Source organism: Micromonospora sp. WMMD812, assembly GCF_027497215.1.
Classification (GTDB): Bacteria; Actinomycetota; Actinomycetes; order Mycobacteriales; family Micromonosporaceae; genus Micromonospora.
Window position 1 is genome coordinate 2146690 of sequence record NZ_CP114904.1, and the last position, 17611, is coordinate 2164300.

General features: G+C 72.7%; 13 protein-coding genes. 10 read left to right on the plus strand and 3 right to left on the minus strand.

Annotated elements, in window-relative coordinates:
* Nucleotides 1-108 precede the first annotated feature (108 nt).
* The 5 genes from O7603_RS09715 (at nt 109) to O7603_RS09735 (ending at nt 8302) form a co-directional block, all read left to right on the plus strand.
* Nucleotides 109-4020 (plus strand): DUF4082 domain-containing protein, encoded by a 3912-nt coding sequence (locus tag O7603_RS09715; RefSeq protein ID WP_281575363.1) that lies wholly within the window; start codon nt 109-111, stop codon nt 4018-4020.
* Nucleotides 4021-4147: 127 nt separating this feature from the next.
* Nucleotides 4148-5239 carry a glycosyltransferase gene (locus O7603_RS09720; RefSeq protein ID WP_281575364.1) on the plus strand — a complete coding sequence of 364 codons (1092 nt, stop codon included), beginning with the start codon at nt 4148-4150 and terminating at the stop codon, nt 5237-5239.
* A 54-nt stretch (nt 5240-5293) separates the two neighbouring features.
* Complete coding sequence (locus O7603_RS09725) at nt 5294-6421, plus strand: ABC transporter ATP-binding protein (protein WP_281575365.1); 1128 nt, start codon at nt 5294-5296, stop codon at nt 6419-6421.
* Complete coding sequence (locus O7603_RS09730; RefSeq protein ID WP_281575366.1) at nt 6418-7245, plus strand: ABC transporter permease; 828 nt, start codon at nt 6418-6420, stop codon at nt 7243-7245. Before O7603_RS09725 ends, O7603_RS09730 begins: the two co-directional genes overlap by 4 nt.
* 10 nt (nt 7246-7255) lie before the next feature.
* Nucleotides 7256-8302 carry a glycosyltransferase gene (locus O7603_RS09735; protein WP_281575367.1) on the plus strand — a complete coding sequence of 349 codons (1047 nt, stop codon included), beginning with the start codon at nt 7256-7258 and terminating at the stop codon, nt 8300-8302.
* A 49-nt stretch (nt 8303-8351) separates the two neighbouring features.
* Here the strand turns inward: O7603_RS09735 and O7603_RS09740 are convergent, their stop codons facing one another.
* Nucleotides 8352-10178 carry a DUF4082 domain-containing protein gene (locus O7603_RS09740; RefSeq protein WP_281575368.1) on the minus strand — a complete coding sequence of 609 codons (1827 nt, stop codon included), beginning with the start codon at nt 10176-10178 and terminating at the stop codon, nt 8352-8354.
* A gap of 367 nt (nt 10179-10545) precedes the next feature.
* Complete coding sequence (locus O7603_RS09745; RefSeq protein ID WP_281575369.1) at nt 10546-11526, minus strand: glycosyltransferase family 2 protein; 981 nt, start codon at nt 11524-11526, stop codon at nt 10546-10548.
* Here O7603_RS09745 and O7603_RS09750 point away from each other — a divergent pair.
* Together O7603_RS09750 and O7603_RS09755 are read left to right on the plus strand one after the other, a co-directional pair.
* Nucleotides 11508-12452, plus strand: coding sequence for a WecB/TagA/CpsF family glycosyltransferase (locus O7603_RS09750; protein WP_281575370.1), 945 nt, complete (start codon nt 11508-11510; stop codon nt 12450-12452). The genes O7603_RS09745 and O7603_RS09750 overlap by 19 nt on opposite strands.
* Complete coding sequence (locus tag O7603_RS09755) at nt 12449-13540, plus strand: glycosyltransferase family 2 protein (RefSeq protein ID WP_281575371.1); 1092 nt, start codon at nt 12449-12451, stop codon at nt 13538-13540. Before O7603_RS09750 ends, O7603_RS09755 begins: the two co-directional genes overlap by 4 nt.
* 687 nt (nt 13541-14227) lie before the next feature.
* Here O7603_RS09755 and O7603_RS09760 read toward each other — a convergent pair.
* A complete protein-coding gene (locus tag O7603_RS09760) occupies nt 14228-14704 on the minus strand; it encodes a GNAT family N-acetyltransferase (protein ID WP_281575372.1) in 477 nt (158 codons plus the stop codon).
* A 291-nt stretch (nt 14705-14995) separates the two neighbouring features.
* Here O7603_RS09760 and O7603_RS09765 point away from each other — a divergent pair, with 291 nt between their 5' ends.
* From O7603_RS09765 to O7603_RS09775, 3 genes are all read left to right on the plus strand, one after another.
* Entirely contained in the window at nt 14996-15292 is a 297-nt protein-coding gene (locus tag O7603_RS09765; protein WP_281575373.1) for a hypothetical protein, read from the plus strand.
* Between the two features lie 225 nt (nt 15293-15517).
* The gene (locus O7603_RS09770; RefSeq protein ID WP_281575374.1) at nt 15518-16414 is read left to right on the plus strand and encodes a universal stress protein; all 897 of its coding nucleotides are present in this window, start codon (nt 15518-15520) and stop codon (nt 16412-16414) included.
* Nucleotides 16415-16631: 217 nt separating this feature from the next.
* Entirely contained in the window at nt 16632-17564 is a 933-nt protein-coding gene (locus tag O7603_RS09775; RefSeq protein ID WP_281575375.1) for a universal stress protein, read from the plus strand.
* Nucleotides 17565-17611: the final 47 nt, after the last annotated feature.

Consider the following 17611-nt stretch of genomic DNA (forward strand, 5'->3'; position numbering starts at 1 on the left):
GGACAGTCCAGGGTGGACGACGGTTGGGCGGGCGAAAATCCCTCTCTACGCTCGCAGTCGAGCCGCCGGCACTCGCCGTGAGGTCTCGTAGCGAGAGGCGGGTGCCCCATGGCGAACGATGCCGCCACCAGCGGAAACGACGGCGAGGTCACCGGGCCCGCGCCGGCGACGCCGGCGGGCCACCGGGCCTGGGCGCTACTGAGGCCGGCGCTGCCACCGGTCCCCGACGGGCCCTCGCCCGCCGCCCACCGGCGGCCGCCGGTCGGGCCGGCCGGCTCGGGCCGGTCGGGATGGGCGGTAGGGCACGCCCCGCCCGGCCTCGGCCGCACGCGTCGTCCGGCCCGCCGAGTGCCGGCCGCGCTCTCCGTGCTCGTCCTCGTCGCCGCCGGGCTGGTGACCGGCTCCGCGTCGCCGGCCCTGGCCGCTACGTGCGCGCCGAACCCGGTGGTCTGCGAGAACGCGAAGACGGGCCAGCCGGCCAGCGAGTGGGACATCGACGGGGCGGGCGACCACACGATCCAGGGCTTCGCCACGGACATCAGCGTCAACCGCGGCAACCGGGTCGACTTCAAGATCGACACCGAGGCGAGCGCCTACACCATCGACATCTACCGCCTCGGCTGGTACGGCGGGAACGGCGCCCGCCGGATCGTCCGGGTCGCACCGTCGGTCCCGCTGCCGCAGCACCAGCCCGCGTCGTGCGTCACCGACGAGACCACGCAGATGTTCGACTGCGGCAACTGGGCGGTCTCCGCCTCGTGGCAGGTGCCCGTCGACGCCGTCTCCGGCGTCTACATCGCCCGGTTGAAGCGCACCGACGTCGAGACCGACAACGCCAGTCACATCACCTTCGTGGTGCGCGACGACGCCAGCACCTCGGACCTCTTCTTCAAGACGTCCGACGCGACCTGGCACGCCTACAACACCTACGGCGGTGGCAACTTCTACGAGGCGCTGGCCAACGGGCGCGCGTACAAGGTCAGCTACAACCGCCCGTTCTCCACCCGGGGCAGCAGCAGCGGCCGGGACTTCCTGTTCAGCAACGAGTACCCGATGATCCGCTTCCTGGAGCGCAACGGGTACGACGTCAGCTACACCACCGACATCGACGCGGACCGGCGCGGGCAGCTCATCCGCAACCACGACGTCTTCCTCTCCGTCGGCCACGACGAGTACTGGTCCGGACCGGAACGCGCCAACGTCGAGGCGGCCCGGGACGCGGGGGTCAACCTCGCCTTCTTCAGCGGGAACGAGGTCTACTGGCGGACCCGCCTCGCGCCCAGCGAGGACGGCTCGAACACGCCCCACCGGACGCTGGTCTGCTACAAGGAGACCTGGGCGAACGCGGACATCGACCCGTCCGACCAGTGGACCGGCACCTGGCGGGACCCGCGGTTCATGGCGCCGGGCAACGGTGCGGGGCAGCCGGAGAACGCCCTGACCGGGACCGCGTACATGAGCAACAACACCGACCTGGCCCTGCAGGTGCCCGACCAGCAGGGCAGGTACCGGTTGTGGCGGAACACCACCGTGGCCACCCTCGCCCCGGGCCAGACGGCGACCCTCGCACCGCACACGGTGGGCTACGAGTCCGACGAGGACGTCGACAACGGGTTCCGGCCGGACGGGCTGATCCGGCTCTCCACCACGACCGGGCCGACCCCGGAGTACCTGCGCGACTTCGGCAACACGGTCACGCCCGGCACGACCACGCACCACCTGACCCTCTACCGCGCGCCCAGCGGCGCCCTCGTCTTCGGCGCGGGCACCGTGCAGTGGGCCTGGGGCCTGGACCCGGTGCACGACGGCATCTCCTCCCCGGCCGACATCCGGATGCAGCAGGCCACCGTGAACCTCTTCGCCGACATGGGCGTCCAGCCGGCGACGCGGATGCCGGGCCTCGCCGCGGCGGCGAAGTCCACCGACACCCAGGCCCCCACCGCGGTCGTCACCACGCCGGCGGCCGGCTCGACCGTCACCAACGGCGCGCTGGTCACCCTGCAGGGCACCGCCACCGACGCGGGCGGCGGCCGGGTCGCCGGGGTGGAGGTGTCGACCGACGCGGGCGAGACCTGGCACCCCGCGAACGGCACCCTCTCCTGGTCCTACAGCTTCTACGCGAGCGGGGCCGGCACGCAGGTGGTCCGGGTTCGGGCGATGGACGACAGCGCCAACATCCAACCGACCCCCGCCTCGGTGAGCCTGAAGCTGGCGGGGGCGAGCACCCTGTTCGGCAGTCGGGTGCCGGCCAACCCGTCGGTCAGCGACGGCTCCGCCGTCGAACTGGGCGTCCGGTTCAGCACCGAGCACGACGGCTTCGTCACCGGCGTCCGCTTCTACAAGGGAGCGGGGAACACCGGCACGCACACCGGCAGCCTCTGGACCGCCACCGGCTCCCGGTTGGCGACCGGGACGTTCACCGGGGAGACCAGCGCCGGCTGGCAGACGCTGACCTTCGCCCGGCCGGTCCAGGTCGCCCGCAACACCCCGTACGTCGTCTCGTACACCGCGCCGAACGGGCACTACGCCGCCGACTCGCTCGCGTTCAGCGCCGCCGACGTCGACGCGTCACCGCTGGTCGCGCCCCGCTCGACCCGGACCGAGGGCAACGGCCTCTTCGCGTACGGCAGCGGCTTCCCGACGCTGTCCCACAACGACACCAACTACTACGTCGACGTGACGTTCATCGACAGCTCCGCCGGTCCGCCGGCGCCGGTGGCGGTCTCTCCCCGGGCCGGCACGACGCTCGTGCCGGTGGCGACGAACCCGTCGGTGATCTTCTCGAAGCCGCTCGATCCCACGTCGATCCAGTTCAGCCTGACCGGCCCGCAGGGCCAGTCCGTCGGCGGCACGGTCGGCTACGACGACGCGGCCAAGACCGCCACGTTCACACCGTCGGCCGCCCTCGCCACGTCCACGACGTACACCGCGCGGGTCACCGCGACCGACACCCAGGGCGTCCCGAGCGACGAGCCGACGGTCTGGTCGTTCACCACCGACGCGTACGCCGTGATCGCCACGATGTTCGCCCGGGACGCGGTGCCGCAGACCCCCGCCGACGGCGACCCCAGCGCGGTCGAGCTCGGCGTCAAGTTCGTGCCGGCGGCCGACGGCAAGGTGATCGGCGTCCGCTTCTACCAAGGGCCGGGCAACACCGGCACCCACACGGGCAGCTTGTGGTCGGCCGACGGCACGCTGCTGGCCCGGGCCACCTTCGCCGACGAGTCGGGCTCCGGCTGGCAGAGCGTACGGTTCGACCAGCCGATCGCCGTCCGGGCGGGCACCACCTACGTCGCCTCGTACTTCGCGCCGAACGGGCACTACGCGTCGACCCCGAACTTCTTCTCGACGTTGTGGACCAACGGGTCGCTCAGCGCACCGCCGAGCACCGACAACGGCGTCTACCGGTACGGCGGCCAGGGCTTCCCGACGGCCTCCTACCACTCGACCAACTACTGGGTCGACCCGCTCTACGTGCCGGACGTGCCACCGAGCCCCACCCCGACACCGCCACCGACCGGCGGCCCGACGCCCACGCCGCCGCCGCTGGGGCCGCCGGCCACCCTGTTCGGTGACGCCACCCCCGAGCACGCGAACTGGAACGACCCGAACTCGATCGAGGTCGGCGTGCGGTTCACCAGCGACGTCGCCGGGGTGGTGACCGGGGTGCGGTTCTACAAGGGACCGCAGAACAACGGCATCCACACCGGCACGCTGTGGAACAGCGCCGGCGAGCAGCTCGCTACGGCGTCGTTCACCAGCGAGACGGAATCCGGCTGGCAGACGGTGACCTTCGCGCAGCCGGTCACGATCACGCCGGGAACCACGTTCGTCGTGTCGTACTGGAGTTCGGTGGGGCAGTACGCGGTCAACCTCAACGCGTTCTCCGGGACCGGCGTCGACAACGGCGCGCTGCACGTGCCGTCCGGCGGCGCCGGCTACCGCTACGGTGGCGGCTTCCCGGACGCGGGGGCGGCGCACAACTTCTGGGTGGACGTGGTCTTCCGTCCACACGCCTGACCCAGTCAACTACTGGACACGAAATCGCAACGGCCGGTGGTTGTTCGCCGACTCAGCGGTACGGCAGCCTGGGTCGGCGCGGAGGTGCCTGCGCGAGGTCATGTTCCGGTGATGGAGGGAGTTCGTCGTGAGCCTGGCCGACGCCGGCCGCCGCACCGCGACGCGGGAGAGACCGCGACCGCTGCGGACCCGGCCGACCGTGTCCGTCGTCGTCCCCTGCTACAACTACGGCCGCTACCTCCCGGACTGCGTGGCGAGCATCCTGGCCCAGGACGGCGTCGACGTCGACGTGCTCATCGTCGACGACGCCTCACCGGACGGCAGCGTCGAGGTGGCCCGGCAACTCGCCGCCGACCCCCGGGTACGGGTGATCGAGCACGTCGTCAACCGGGGCCACATCGCCACGTACAACGAGGGGTTGGCCAAGGCGACGGGCGACTACGTCGTCCTGCTCTCCGCCGACGACCTGTTGACCCCCGGCTCGCTGGCCCGGTCCACCGCGCTGCTGGAGGCCCACCCCGAGGTCGGCTTCGTCTACGGCTTCTCCGCGGCGTTCGACGAGACACCGCCCGCGCCCCGCACCCGGGTCGACTCCTGGTCGATCTGGCCGGGTGGCGAGTGGATGCGGGAGAACTGCGAGCAGGCGACGAACCCGGTGTCGACCCCCGAGGTCGTGATGCGGTCGAGCATGATGCGCACCCTCGAGGGCTACGACGGGCGCGTCCCGCACGCGGCCGACTTCCTGCTCTGGCTACGGGCGGCCGCGCACGGGCACGTGGGCCGCGTCAACGGGGTCGACCAGGCCTTCTACCGGGTGCACGGCGCCAACATGCACGTCCAGGAGTTCGGCGGCATGGTCCGCGACATCCGCGAGCGTGCCGCCGTGCTGGACATCCTCTTCACCGAGGAGGGTGAGCCGGTCGCCGAGCTGCGCCATCTGCACGGGCTGGCGAAGGCCGCCCTGGCCCGGACCGCGCTGTCGCTCGCCGGTCAGGCGGCGGGCCGGGCCGACCCGGCCAGTGAGGCCCCGGAGGACCTGGCCCGGCTGGCCGCGAGCATCGACCCGGAGATCCGGGCGACCGGTCGGTGGCGACGCTACGAACGCCTGCTCCGACGCGGCCCGCGCCGCCGGCGTCCGTCGGCGCTGCGCCGGCTGGCGGAGCGGGTGGATCGCCGACTCCGCTGGGGCCGCTGGCGCCGGCGCGGCATTCGGGTGTGAGCGCGGGCGGGACGTCGGCGGGTGTCGGTGCGAGCGGAAGGGGACTGGTCTGCCATGACGGCATTGTCGGGAAGCGCGGGGGACGTCCGGCTGGCGGGCGGTCCGACACCGGTCCGCGTCGGGGACACCGCCCCGGCCGGTGGTGACCCGGCCGGCCACGGCGGGGACGAGGCGGCCGGCGCCGAGGAGATCCTGGTGCTGTCCGGGTTGACGAAGGTGTTCGAGCCGACGCCGCGCTGGATGCGGGTCCTGGCACGGACGCACATCACGTCGAACGTCCTCGCGCTCGACGGCGTCGACCTGACGGTCCGGGCCGGCGAGATCTGCGCGATCGTCGGCCCGAACGGCGCCGGCAAGACCACGCTGTTCCGGATCATCGTGGGCCTCACCACGGCCACGAGCGGCACCGGCCGGCTGCTCGGCCTCGACGTGGGCCGGGACTCCGAGCAGATCCGGCAGGTGGTGGGCTGGATGCCGGCGGACGACCGGAGCCTGCTGATGCGGGCCACCGCGCGGGAGAACCTGCACCTGCACGGGCGCCTCCAGGGCATGTCGCCGCGGCAGATGGCCACCCGGATCCCCGAGGTCATGGCGACGGTGAACCTCGAGGCGCAGATCGACACCGTGGTCGCCGGGCTGTCGGCCGGGATGAAGGCGCGACTTCGGCTGGCCCGCGCCCTCCTGCCCGCGCCCCGGGTGCTCATCCTGGACGAGCCGACCGGTGCGGTGGACCCGATCGCGGCGCACGGACTCCTGAACCTGATCATGGATCTGGTGCAGCGGGAGCGACTCGCCGTCCTGATCTCGTCGCACCGCCTGGAGGAGATCGAGGCGCTCCGCTCACAGGCGCTGCTCCTCGACAAGGGCCGGGTGAAGTACTTCGGCGACCTCGACAGCCTCCGGGCCCGCTGGGAGCGACCGCAGCTCGAACTCGTCTTCCGGTCCAGCGGAACGGCCAGCCAGGCCGCGGCCGACCTCGCGTCGTTGGGTCTGCAGCTCACGGTCGACGGCCCCACGGTGCGCTGCGGGCTGCGGGAGCGCGACGGCGCCGGCGACGTGCTGGCCGCGTTGGGCGCCGCCGCCCGGGAGGTGCGGCACGTCCGCGAGATCCCGATGCCGCTGCGCGACCTCATCGCCCACGCGTACCGTGCGGCCCCGATCGTTGAGGATGGAGAGAAATGAGTTCGGCCTACACCGCGGTGATCGGCCACCGGGGGCTCTGGCGCAAGTCGCTCGACACCTGTGCGGCGTACGTCCGGATCGACCTGGTCGAGGAGCGGATGTTCCCGCTCACGACCATCCTGCGGTACGCCGCGGTGGTGTTCCCGGTGCTGCTCTACTTCTTCCAGGGCACGTTCCTCAACGCCACCGACGCGTTCGTCTTCATGCTCATCGGCGCGAGCGTCACCACCGGATTCCAGGACGCGCTGACCGCGCTGACGAACCGGCTCCAGTTCGCCCAGGAACGGGGCACCCTGGAGACCTACCTGGTCGAGCCGGTGCCCTGGGCGCTGATCCCGATCGCGATGAACATCTGGCGCACGGTCACCGGCACGGTGATGGCCTGCTTCATGGTGGCGTTCGGCTGCCTGCTGGGCGCCCGGATCGAGTGGCGCGCCATCCCGTTCGCGCTGCTGATCTTCCTGGTCGGGATCGCCGCCTGCAACGCGATCGGCACGCTCGCGGCCAGCTTCATCATCCTGTTCAAGCGCGGCGAACCGGTCATCATGCTCTACAGCCTCGCCGCGGCGGTGCTCGGTGGCACGCTCTTCCCGATCAGCGTCCTACCGGACTGGATCCGCTGGGTCAGCTACCTGGTGCCGCACTCGTACGTCATCTCGGCCGAACGCCAACTGCTGATGGCCAACCCGCCGGCGGAGGGTCTGTCACCCCTCACGTCCCTGCTCGTCCTGGTCGGCTTCTGCATGGCGATGTTCGCGGTCGGGCTGGTCGTGTTCGACCGCTCGCTCAAGCTCGCCCGCAAGCTCGGCATCCTCAGCATCTGAGGGGGCGACGATGGGTCTGGAGGATCAGGCACGCCGGGCGTACCGGGCGGTGCGGCGGTACCGGCAGCCTCCGCCGGCGAAGATCCGGCTACGGGATCGGCAGACCACGCCGCCGACCGTCTACTACCTCTGCCCGGACTACGACACGCCCTCCGGTGGCGTCCGCACCCTCTACCGGCACGTCGACGTCCTCAACGACGCCGGCATCCCGGCCGCGCTCATGCACCACCGGAAGGGGTTCCGGTGCGGGTGGTTCCCCCACCGGACCCGGGTCACCGACGTGGCGTCCAGCCCCCTCGGCCCGGACGACCTCCTCGTGCTGCCGGAGACCGAGGCCCGGCTGTTCCCGCGGCTACCACCCGGCCTCCGGCACCTGATCTTCAACCAGAGTGGACATCTCACCTGGGACGTGGACGCGGAGCGGGTCAGCCGGCACCACCGGGAAAGCCCGGACCTGGTCGGGGTCCTGGTCGCGTCGGAGCACACGAGAGACCTGCTCGAACACGCCTTCGGCCAGCCGGTGCACCGGGTCCGGCCGAGCGTCGACCCGCTGCTGTTCGCGCCTCCGGAACGCGCCAACGGGCGCACGATCAGCTACCTACCGCGGCGGGGCCGCTCGGACGTCGAGAACGCCCTGCACATCCTGCGGGCGCGTGGTGTCCTGGCCGACTGGGTCGTCGACCCCGTCGACGGTGTCCCGCAGCACGAGGTGGCCCGCCGGCTCCGCGCCTCGACCATCTTCCTGACCTGCAGCTACCAGGAGGGCTTCGGGCTGCCGGCCGCCGAGGCCATGGCGACGGGCAACTATGTGATCGGGTTCCACGGCTACGGCGGACGCGAGTTCTTCGACCCGTCGTACAGCGCGCCGGTGCCCACCGGCGACCTGCTCGGGCTGAGCCGGACGGTCGAGGAGGTCCTGGCCCGCGAGTCGGCGGAGCCGGGCTGGTGCTTCTCGCGCGGCCTGCGGGCGGCGGCGCACGTGCGCGCCGAGTACTCCCCCGAGCGCGAACGGGACAGCATCCTCGCCGCCCTGAAATCGGTCGGCTTCGCGAGCTGAGCGCGGGGTGCGGCGTCGTCCGCCGCAACCCCGCGCCCGCGTCACCCCGTCACGGGGTGATCTTGTAGATGTGGTACGTGGACTCCCGGGCGAAGGTGTCCTGCAGCGCCCCGCCGCTGATCGGCACCGTCCGGTTCTCGAACAGCACCTCGGCCCGGCTGCCGCTCATCCCCGCCGGCAGGGTCAGCCGTTGCGTCCCCGTCCCGCCCGTGCGGCCCGGCATGGCGAAGACGTAGTAGGAGTCGCCGTGCGCCTTCAGCATCGTGTCGAGGCTCGGGTTGAACCGCCACTGGTACGACTGGGTGTTCAGCACCGGCGCGAGCACGCTGATCCGCCGGTTCAGCTCGGTCACCGTGGGGCGGACGGCCGCGCCGCAACTGTCCCGCAGCACGTGCTGCGAGAGGCAGGGACCGCCGAAGTTGTGGTTGAAGTAGAGGACGCCACGAGCCTCGTGGATGAGCGAGTTCAGCACGGCGCCCGCGATCTGGTCGCCCGTGATGGTGGGGGCGTCGTTCTCGCTGAACGGGTGACCGACCTCGACGAACGCGTAGATCGGCTGACGCTTGCCGTCCAGTCCGTCGAGTTGCCGCATCCGGTCCATCGTCCGGCCGTAGTTCGCCGCTCGCCGGCAGTCCTCCGGCCGTACGCCGATCCCCGGCCCTTCCGACGGCGAGTTGCAGACACCGGGATCGGTGTACCAGTAGATGTCGTTGGAGACCACGTTGGTGTAGGAGTTGACGAACCGGCTCGCCTCCGTGTCGGTCTCCCAGAACATGACCCCCTTGCCGTAGTTGGCGTACCGCAGCCCCCCGTCGGCGGGGAACCTCCGCAGCATGGCCTCCTGGACCGTGTAGCCGCAGCGGCCGTCGGGCGGGTCGCACACCGCGCCCCGGCCGGGATAGTTGCCGGTCCACGCGGCCGAGCCGGGCCCGCCCCACATGTCGACCTCGTCGGAGAGCGACCAGCCGACCGTCGCCGGGCCGGTCTGGCGCGGCGAACCACCGATCACGTGCATACCCGCGGCCGCGACGAGACCCAGGTCACTGTTGTCGGTCGGCGCCACGTAGGTGTTCAAGCCGACGCTGCGGTCCCGCTCCGCGTCGGCCCGCGCGACGACACTCTCCTGCCAGACTCCGATGGGGAAGAACGCCGGGTCCGTCCAGCCGGCGCCCCGCGCCGGGGCGTAGCCGCCGTAGTAGCCGGGGCCGCCCTCCCAGGGCACCCGGGGCAGCGCGAGCGGCGGGAGGTCGCGGGTCGGCGTCGGGTTCGGGCTGCCGCTGGGCGACGCCGTCGGCCCGGTCGTCCGGCTGGGCGAGGCGGTCGGTCGCGGGGACGACGTGCCGGTGGCGGTCGGCGCGAAAACGACGTCGACCCAGTAGTTGCTCTTCTTCCAGGTCTGGCTGGGGAACCCGGTCGGACCGTACTTGTAGACACCGGCGAAGTCGACACTGCTGAGCGGGCCGGACTTCGCCGGTCGCTCGAAGTAGTCCTGCGTGGCCCGGTAGCGACTGGTGTGGTACGAGACGACGTAGACCTGACCGGCCTCGATCCGCACCGGTGTCGGGAGCGTGACCTCCTGCCAGCCCGACCGCGACTCGTTGCCGGACATCGCCGTGGCGAGCTTCTGACCCCGGGCGCTCCAGACGGTGACCGGGTGCGAGCCGCCCGCGCCGGCCGCCTTGAGGAACCGGACGGCGGTCAGCGTGCCGGCGCGGCTCGACGTGAACCGCAGGCCGAGCTCCACCGGGTTGGTGTCGGGGTCGACCGGCACGTGGGAGACGTTCGTCGCGCCGAAGAACGAGTACGTCCCGGAACGGTCGGTGGTGGCCCACCCGGCGACGACCATCGTCGAGGCCAGGATGACCAGCGCGGCCACGAGAATGATGACCGAGCGGCCACGACGCGGGACGATCCGCGGCGGTGCGGCGGCCCGGACGTGTCGGCCGGGGAGCTGAAGGACGGGAGGATGCTGGCTTTCCACGAGACTGCGCGCCTTTCGGGTCGGATCTCCTGTTGCCGTCACCCCGTGTGGCCGGAGTGGGAACCCCTCCCCCAGTGCGGTTGACCGTACGTGGACCGCAGCCGCTGCCCCGCTGGTCACCGCTGCCGGGGACAACGACGGCCGGCATCGGGCCGGGACGGCCGGCGGGCAGACTTAAGCGTGACTTATGGAAAGTGCGCGAAACGGTCGAAGCGCGCTCGGACGGTCGTCGGCAACGCGACACCGACCGCGGCGAGGCGCGTCACCGTCGGGCCTGGACGGACGCCGTCCGTCCCCAGCCGGAGCGAGCACTCCAGCCCGGCGACCGGCGTTTCGCCTCGGCGAGCAGGATGATCCCGACGTAGCAGACCGCCGCCGGGGCCAACTCCGGCGACCGGAGCAGCACGTCCCGCAGCCACGACCAGGCGCTCGGCCCGGGCACCGGATCGGCCGGCAGACCGTACTCCGGCGGGGCGGAGCGGAGGAAGCGCCAGAACTCCGCGTTGCCGTCGCGGGCGCGGGCCACCCGGCGGACGAGGTCGGCGGTGCGCCGTGGGGCGTCCACCCGGACCACGGCGTCGATCTCCACCTTCTCGTGCGGTCCGGCGATCGCGTCGAGGAACATGTCGTCGGCGGTGAGTTCGGGGAACTGGTCGAAGCGGCCCCGCGCCTCGCCGGAGAGCGCGATGATGCCGCGCCCGAAGAGACGGTTGCGGAACACGGGCAGCCGGGCGTTCACCGCGTAGTAGGCCCGCACGGGCCAGAAGCTGCTCGAGCTGTCGACGACCGGGCGGGGCACCGCCGCGGCGACGCCGGGGCGGGTGACGGCGGTGGCGAGCTGGCGGAGCAGCTCGGCGGTGACCGGCACGTCGGCGTCCAAATAGATCCGGTCGCCGGCGCCGACCGCCCGGTCGCCGGCGTTCAGGGCCGCGGTCTTCGACGGCGTCGGGATTTCCACGACCCGCACGCCGAACGAACGAGCAATTTCCGCCGTGTCGTCGGTGCAACCATTGGCCACAACGACAATCTCCAGGTCCGTGTCGAATTGCGGAGAATCGAGCAAACTCCGCAAGACGCCACCAATTCCCGACGCCTCATTGAAGGCGGGCATGATGACACTGATCCGCACGGCGCGATACTGCCAGCCCGAAAGAGGGATCAACAACCGGTCGAACGGCCATCGGTATGTCACGGAATCCGTTGCGCTGCTGACCGTTCGAAGCCTTGCTCGCCGATCCGCCATCGGTAGATTTCTTTTCCGTGCCCCTCAATCTGGACGGTTCACGCCAGGAAAACCGGGTCGACGTGTACGGGATCGACTTCGACCCGCTCCAGGAAAATGACGTTATCCGGCACGTCGTGTCCGAACTGGACGCGGGTCGGGGCGGACAGATCATAACCCCCAATGTGGACATCCTGCGTCGGATTCTCCGAGATCCGGAATCGCGGGCCCACGTGGAATCGGCAAGTCTTGTCGTGGCCGACGGCAAGCCGTTGATCTGGGCCAGCCGAATCGCCGGGAATCCCCTGCCCGCCCGGGTCGCCGGCTCCGACCTGATCTGGAGCCTCTCCGCCGCGCTGGCCGAGCGGGACCGATCCATCTACCTGCTGGGCGGCGCGCCGGGCACCGCGAACCGAGCGGAAGAGGTCATGCGCGCCCGCTTCCCAAGGTTGCGCATCGCCGGGCACCTCAGCCCGCCCTTCGGCTTCGACACCCGCCCCGACCAGTTCGAGGAGGCCTGCGGCACGGTGGCCGCCGCTCGACCGGACCTGGTCTACGTCGGGCTCGGCTTCCCCAAGCAGGAACGGGTCATCGCCCGACTCCGCTCCCGATTGCCCGCCTCCTGGTTTCTGGGCTGCGGCGCGGCGATCGGCTTCGTGGCCGGTGTGCACCGGCGAGCGCCGCGGTGGATGCAGGCGTACGGTCTCGAGTGGACGCACCGCCTGGCCAGCGAACCGGCCCGACTGATGCGGCGCTATCTCGTCCACGACCTTCCGTTCGCGCTGGAACTGCTGGCGGTGAGCACGCGGCGGCGGCTCCGCGGCGCCCGAGTCGGCCGGGTGCCACGCACCGCCGACGGGCCCGCCGCACCACGTCCGGCCGGCGTCCCGCTCGCCGCCGACGGCCCGGGGCACGGGCTGCCCATCCAGACGGGAGACCAGGTGTGAAGCGTCCCGATGTGTCGGTCGTGATCGTCTCGTACAACACCCGCGAGCTGACGCTGCGCTGCCTGCGGGAACTCGTCGACAGCCGGACCCCGCAGGTCCGGTTCGACATCACCGTCGTCGACAACGCCTCCGCCGACGGCTCGGCCGACGCGATCGCCGAGCGGTTCCCCGAGGTCCGCCTGCTGCGGCTGAGCGAGAACGTCGGCTGGGGGCGCGGCGTCAACCGGGGCGCCGTCGCGAGCGACGGGGAGTACATCCTGCTGCTCAACCCGGACGCCGCCCCCGTCGGCACGCCCGTCGCCGAGCTGTTCACGTTCGCCCGGCAGCGGCCGGAGCACCGGATCTACACCGGACGGACGCTGCACTCCGACGGCACGGACGACCACTACTCGTGCTGGGGGCTGCCCAGCCTGTGGAGTTACGTCACCTTCGCCACCGGCCTGTCGACCGTCTTCTCGCGGCACGGGTGGGCGAACCCGGAGGGATTGCCCGACTACGACCGACGGTCGGTGCGGGAGGTGCCCGCCGTGACGGGCTGCTTCCTGCTCATCGAACGCGACCTGTTCAACCGGCTCGGCGGCTTCGACCCGGTCTACTTCCTGTACAGCGACGACATCGACCTCTGCGCCCGGGCCGCCCGGCTCGGCGCCCGACCGGTGCTCGACCCCGACGCGGCCGTCATCCACGTGGGCGGCGCCTCGTCGAGCTCCGAGGGGCAGCGGATGAAGATCCTCCGGGGCAAGGCCACCTACGTCCGCCTGCACTGGTCGCCGGCCCGGGCCCGGCTCGGCGTGGGGCTGCTGGTCGCCGGTGTCGGGCTGCGCGCCCTCGGCCGGACCCTGCTCGGCACGGACCGGTCCCGGGGCGTCAACTGGGCCACGGTCTGGCGCGAACGGCGCACCTGGGCCGCCGGCTGGCCCCCGTGTGACGAGCCCCGCCCGCCGCACGACCCCGCCGCCGCCACGCCGGACGCGGCGCCCCGGCCGTCGGAGGTCGACCAGAGCCTGGCCCATCCCGTGAGCCCCGGCACGGACCGGACCGCCGCGGTCCCCGGCGCCCGACCGGGGCCCACGGTTCCCAGCGCCTGACCGAGGCCACGGTTCCCACTGCCTGACCCGCCGCGGACCCCTCCCCTATGCCCCGACCGGACCGCGGGCCCCTGTGCCCCGACCGGAGCGCCACGCACGGCTCGGCCGCCCAGCCGGTCGTAGCCCCTGCCCCGCGGGCCGTGGCGTCGGTCGCCGACCATTGATCACTTGATCGACTCCATGTCGGCACCTGGCGGTATCCACGCGTGCCGGATACCGCCATATCGTCGAGACGGTGTGGATCAACTGCGGCTACCAGTTGATCCACTCGGACTCCTTGATGTCGCGGTGTCCCAGCCGACAGGACACCGCGACGGGGTGGCGCCGCCATTTCGGCAGGCGACCGGGTTGAGCCGGAATCTCGGCACGTCCGACTCGTCACCGCCGTGCCATTCGCCTGACTAGTGGTGCTCGTTCCATGAACGACGCCGCACGAAGGGATTGTCGTTTGCGTCGCGAATGACGGAAGCTGGCTCCCCGAATGTCACGAAAAGCGGAGCCAATTTCGCCCACAATGCCAACGCTCGGCGGAGCTAGGCGAATTCGCCGGTTTCCGGGCGGTGCCACACCCGCGTCATGGATTTCGCGCCATTGTCCCGGATCGGCGCACCGTGCGGCGAAATACGTGTAACCGGAATTCCCGACCGGGCACCTCCGGTGAAGATGGGCCGCCGGGAGAGCTGGCCGTCAGGCCGGCAGCTCCAGGACGTACTCCTCGACCTCCTGCCCGCGGCCCGGCGCATAGCCGCGGTCCTCGCCGCGAACGACGAAGCCGCACTTACGCAGCACGGCCAGCGAGCCCAGGTTGTCCTTCGCCGCACGTGCGTGCACCGGGCGCTGTGGCAACTCCCGCAGCAGCGCGTCCAGGGCGGCGGTGGCGTGGCCGCGCCCCCAGTGGGCCCGGTCGATCCAGTAGCTGACCTCGGTGCGCTCGCCCACCGGGAAGGCGGCGACGTAGCCGACCACCGCGCCGTCGACGGTGACCGTGCGCGTCACGATCTTCGGGTCGCTGCGCACCCGCTGCCAGTGCGCCGCGAACTCCGCCCGGTCGTCCGGGTCTTCCGCGGTGAAGGCGGCCATCCGGACGGCCACCGGGTCCCGCTGATGGCGGTAGAACTCCGGCAGGTCGTCGTCGCGCACGGGGCGTAGGCGCAGGTCGGTCACCGGCCGAGGATAGGGCCAGCCTCTGACAACCGGCACGTGAGGCCCGCCGGCGCCCCGACCGGCCGGTCCGCGCCGACGCCCCCGCCCCCGTCCGCGCCCGCCCCGTCCGCGCCATCCGCTTTTCCGCGCGGGACCCGCCCGCGCCGACCAGCTCCCGCGTCCCCCGGGCGTCGAGACGGTCGGCGGTCGCATCGGAGCTGGCCGTCTCGCCCGATGCCCGGGCGGCCCGCGAGGGGGGTACCGGGGGCGATCTGGCTGCCCCGCCCGAAGGCACGCGCCGACAATGACCGGATGAAGGCACTGGTGGGAAGTCGGCGGCGCGGCGCGGCGGCGACGGGCAAGCAGTCGGTCGGCGCGGTGGCCGCGGGCGCGCTGGCGATCGGCGCCCGCGCGGTGGGCGCGGCCGCCCTCGGGTCGCTGGCGGTCTCCGCGCTGGCGGGCGGGGCCGCCGCGGTGGCGGTGCTGGCGATCGGGCGTCTGGCCGTCCGACGCGCGGTCATCCGCGAACTCCGGATCGGCCGGCTGGAGGTCGACGAGCTGATCGTGCGCAGCCGCGCCGGGACCGTCGGCCGCGGCGACGCGACGTAGCCGGCGACCCGCGACCGCGCGCCCGGCAGCACGACCCCGCCCCGCCGACGCGACCTGGCCGACCGCCCGTGACCACGCCGGGCGGCGCAGGGCTGCCGGGGCGACGTGCCCGGGGCGGCCGTGAACCCGCGGCGATCCGGGACCAACGGCCCGGGAGGCGGGACCAGCGGCTCTGCCCGGAGCGCCCGTGGCGGGGCAGCCTGGAACCGGACGAAGGAGGACGTCATGACCATCGAATCCGGTGCCCCCGTCGTGGTGGGTGTGGACGGATCCGCCGCGGCGCTGGACGCGGTCCGCGTGGCGACGCGAGAGGCGGCGTACCGGCGACGGTCGCTGCGGGTGGTGCACGCGTTCCACTGGCCACTGGCCGTCGCGCCGCTCGGGCTGGTGCCGGCGGTGCCGGCGGACGACAGCCTGCGCCGGGAGGCCGAGCGGGTCGCCGCGGAGGCGGCGGCCGAGGCCGGCAAGATCGACCCTGAGGTGCCGGTGACGGCTGTCGTGATCGACGGCGCTCCCACCCCGGTGCTGCTGGACGAGGCGCGCGACGCCGCGCTGGTCGTGCTCGGGCACCGCGGGTTGGGCGGCTTCGCCGGCCTGCTGATCGGCTCGGTGACGGTGCAGGTGTCGGCGCGGGCCGAGTGCCCGGTGCTGGTGGTCCGGGGCGAGCCGCGCGCCGACGGCCCGGTGGTGGTCGGCGTGGACGGTTCCGCGCTGTCCACCGAGGCGGTCGCCTTCGCGTTCGAGGAGGCGGCCCGGCGGGACGCTCCGCTGGTGGCGGTGCACGCCTGGCTGGACCCGGCCCCGGTCGCCCCCGGCGACCTGATCCCGATGATGTACGACCTGACCGCGCTCGGCGAGGACGAGGAGCGGGTGCTCGCCGAGTCCGTGGCCGGGTGGGCGGAACGCTATCCGGAGGTGTCGGTCCGGCATCGACTGGTCCGGGGGGCGGCGGCCCCCGTACTGGTGGCGGAATCGGCGTCGGCCCAGCTCGTGGTCGTCGGTGCGCACGGTCGGGGTGCCCTGGGTGGCCTGCTGCTCGGCTCGGTCAGTCACGCGCTGCTGCATCACGCCCACGCGCCCCTGGCGATCGTCCGGCATCGCCGGACCGCCGACGCCGCCTGATCCCCGTGCGGGCCCGACCGGGCCGCGTCGACCTGGGCCCAGGTGCCTCGGCCCGCAGCGCGGCGCGACGCCGGCCGACGGCACGGATGCCCTCGGCCGGCGCCGGCCGACGGCCCGGTCGGGTCGGGTGCCACGGGTGATCCGTCGGGCGTGCGGGAAATACCGGTGGGACGGCGCGGGCGCGCCGACAATGACCTGATCGACCATTGGAGGGCTGATGAGTAGACCCGTCGTGGCGGGGGTGGACGGATCGTCGGCGAGCCTGGCCGCGGCCGAGGAGGCCGCTCGGGCGGCGCGGCAGCGCGACCGGCCGCTGCACCTGGTGCACGGGTTCCTGCACCCGCTCGGCTACGGGGTGCCGCTCAACCCGTACGACCTGGGGTTGCCCGCGCCGACTGACGGGGCGCAGAAGATGCTGGAGCAGACCGCGCGCGACCTCACGGGCCGCTGGCCGGGGCTCCGCGTCGAGGTGCGACAGGTGGCCGGCGGTCCGGGTGCCACCCTGATCGAGGAGTCGCGGCGGGCGGAGTTGGTCGTGGTGGGGAGCCGCGGGCTGGGCGGGTTCGCCGGGCTGCTGCTCGGCTCGGTCAGCGGCCAGGTCGCCTCGCACGCCCACTGTCCGGTGCTGGTGGTCCGCCCCACCGAGGAACCGGTGCCGACGGAGGGACCGGTGCTGGTGGGCGTCGACGGGTCGGAGTCCGCCGAGCTGGCGGTCGGCTACGCCGCCGACGAGGCCGCGCGGCGCGGAACGGACCTGGTGCTCCTGCATGTGGCGCCGACGGACGGCACGGCGACGCCGGGCCGGGAGGGTCTGGTCACGGACGGAGCCGGAACCCGGGACCGGGCCGAGGCACCAGACCGGGTCGAGGCGCCGGAGCGCGCGGGCCACGAGCCGTCCGCGCTGCTCGCCACGGCGGTGGCAGCGGCCCGGGGCAGCCACCCCGGGCTCACCGTGGCGGGCCGGACGGTCCGGGCGGACTCGGCCGGGCAGGCGCTGGTCGAGGCGAGCGGGCAGGCGGTGCTGGTGGTGGTCGGCACCCGGGGCCGGGGCGGCTTCACCGGCCTGCTGCTCGGCTCGGTCAGCCAGGCGCTGGTGCAGCACGCGCACTGCCCGGTGCTGGTCGCCCACCCCTACGGGCAGGGGCACTGACCAGCCCGGGCGGCCGGAACCTGGTCCGGCCGCCCGTCGGGATGGTG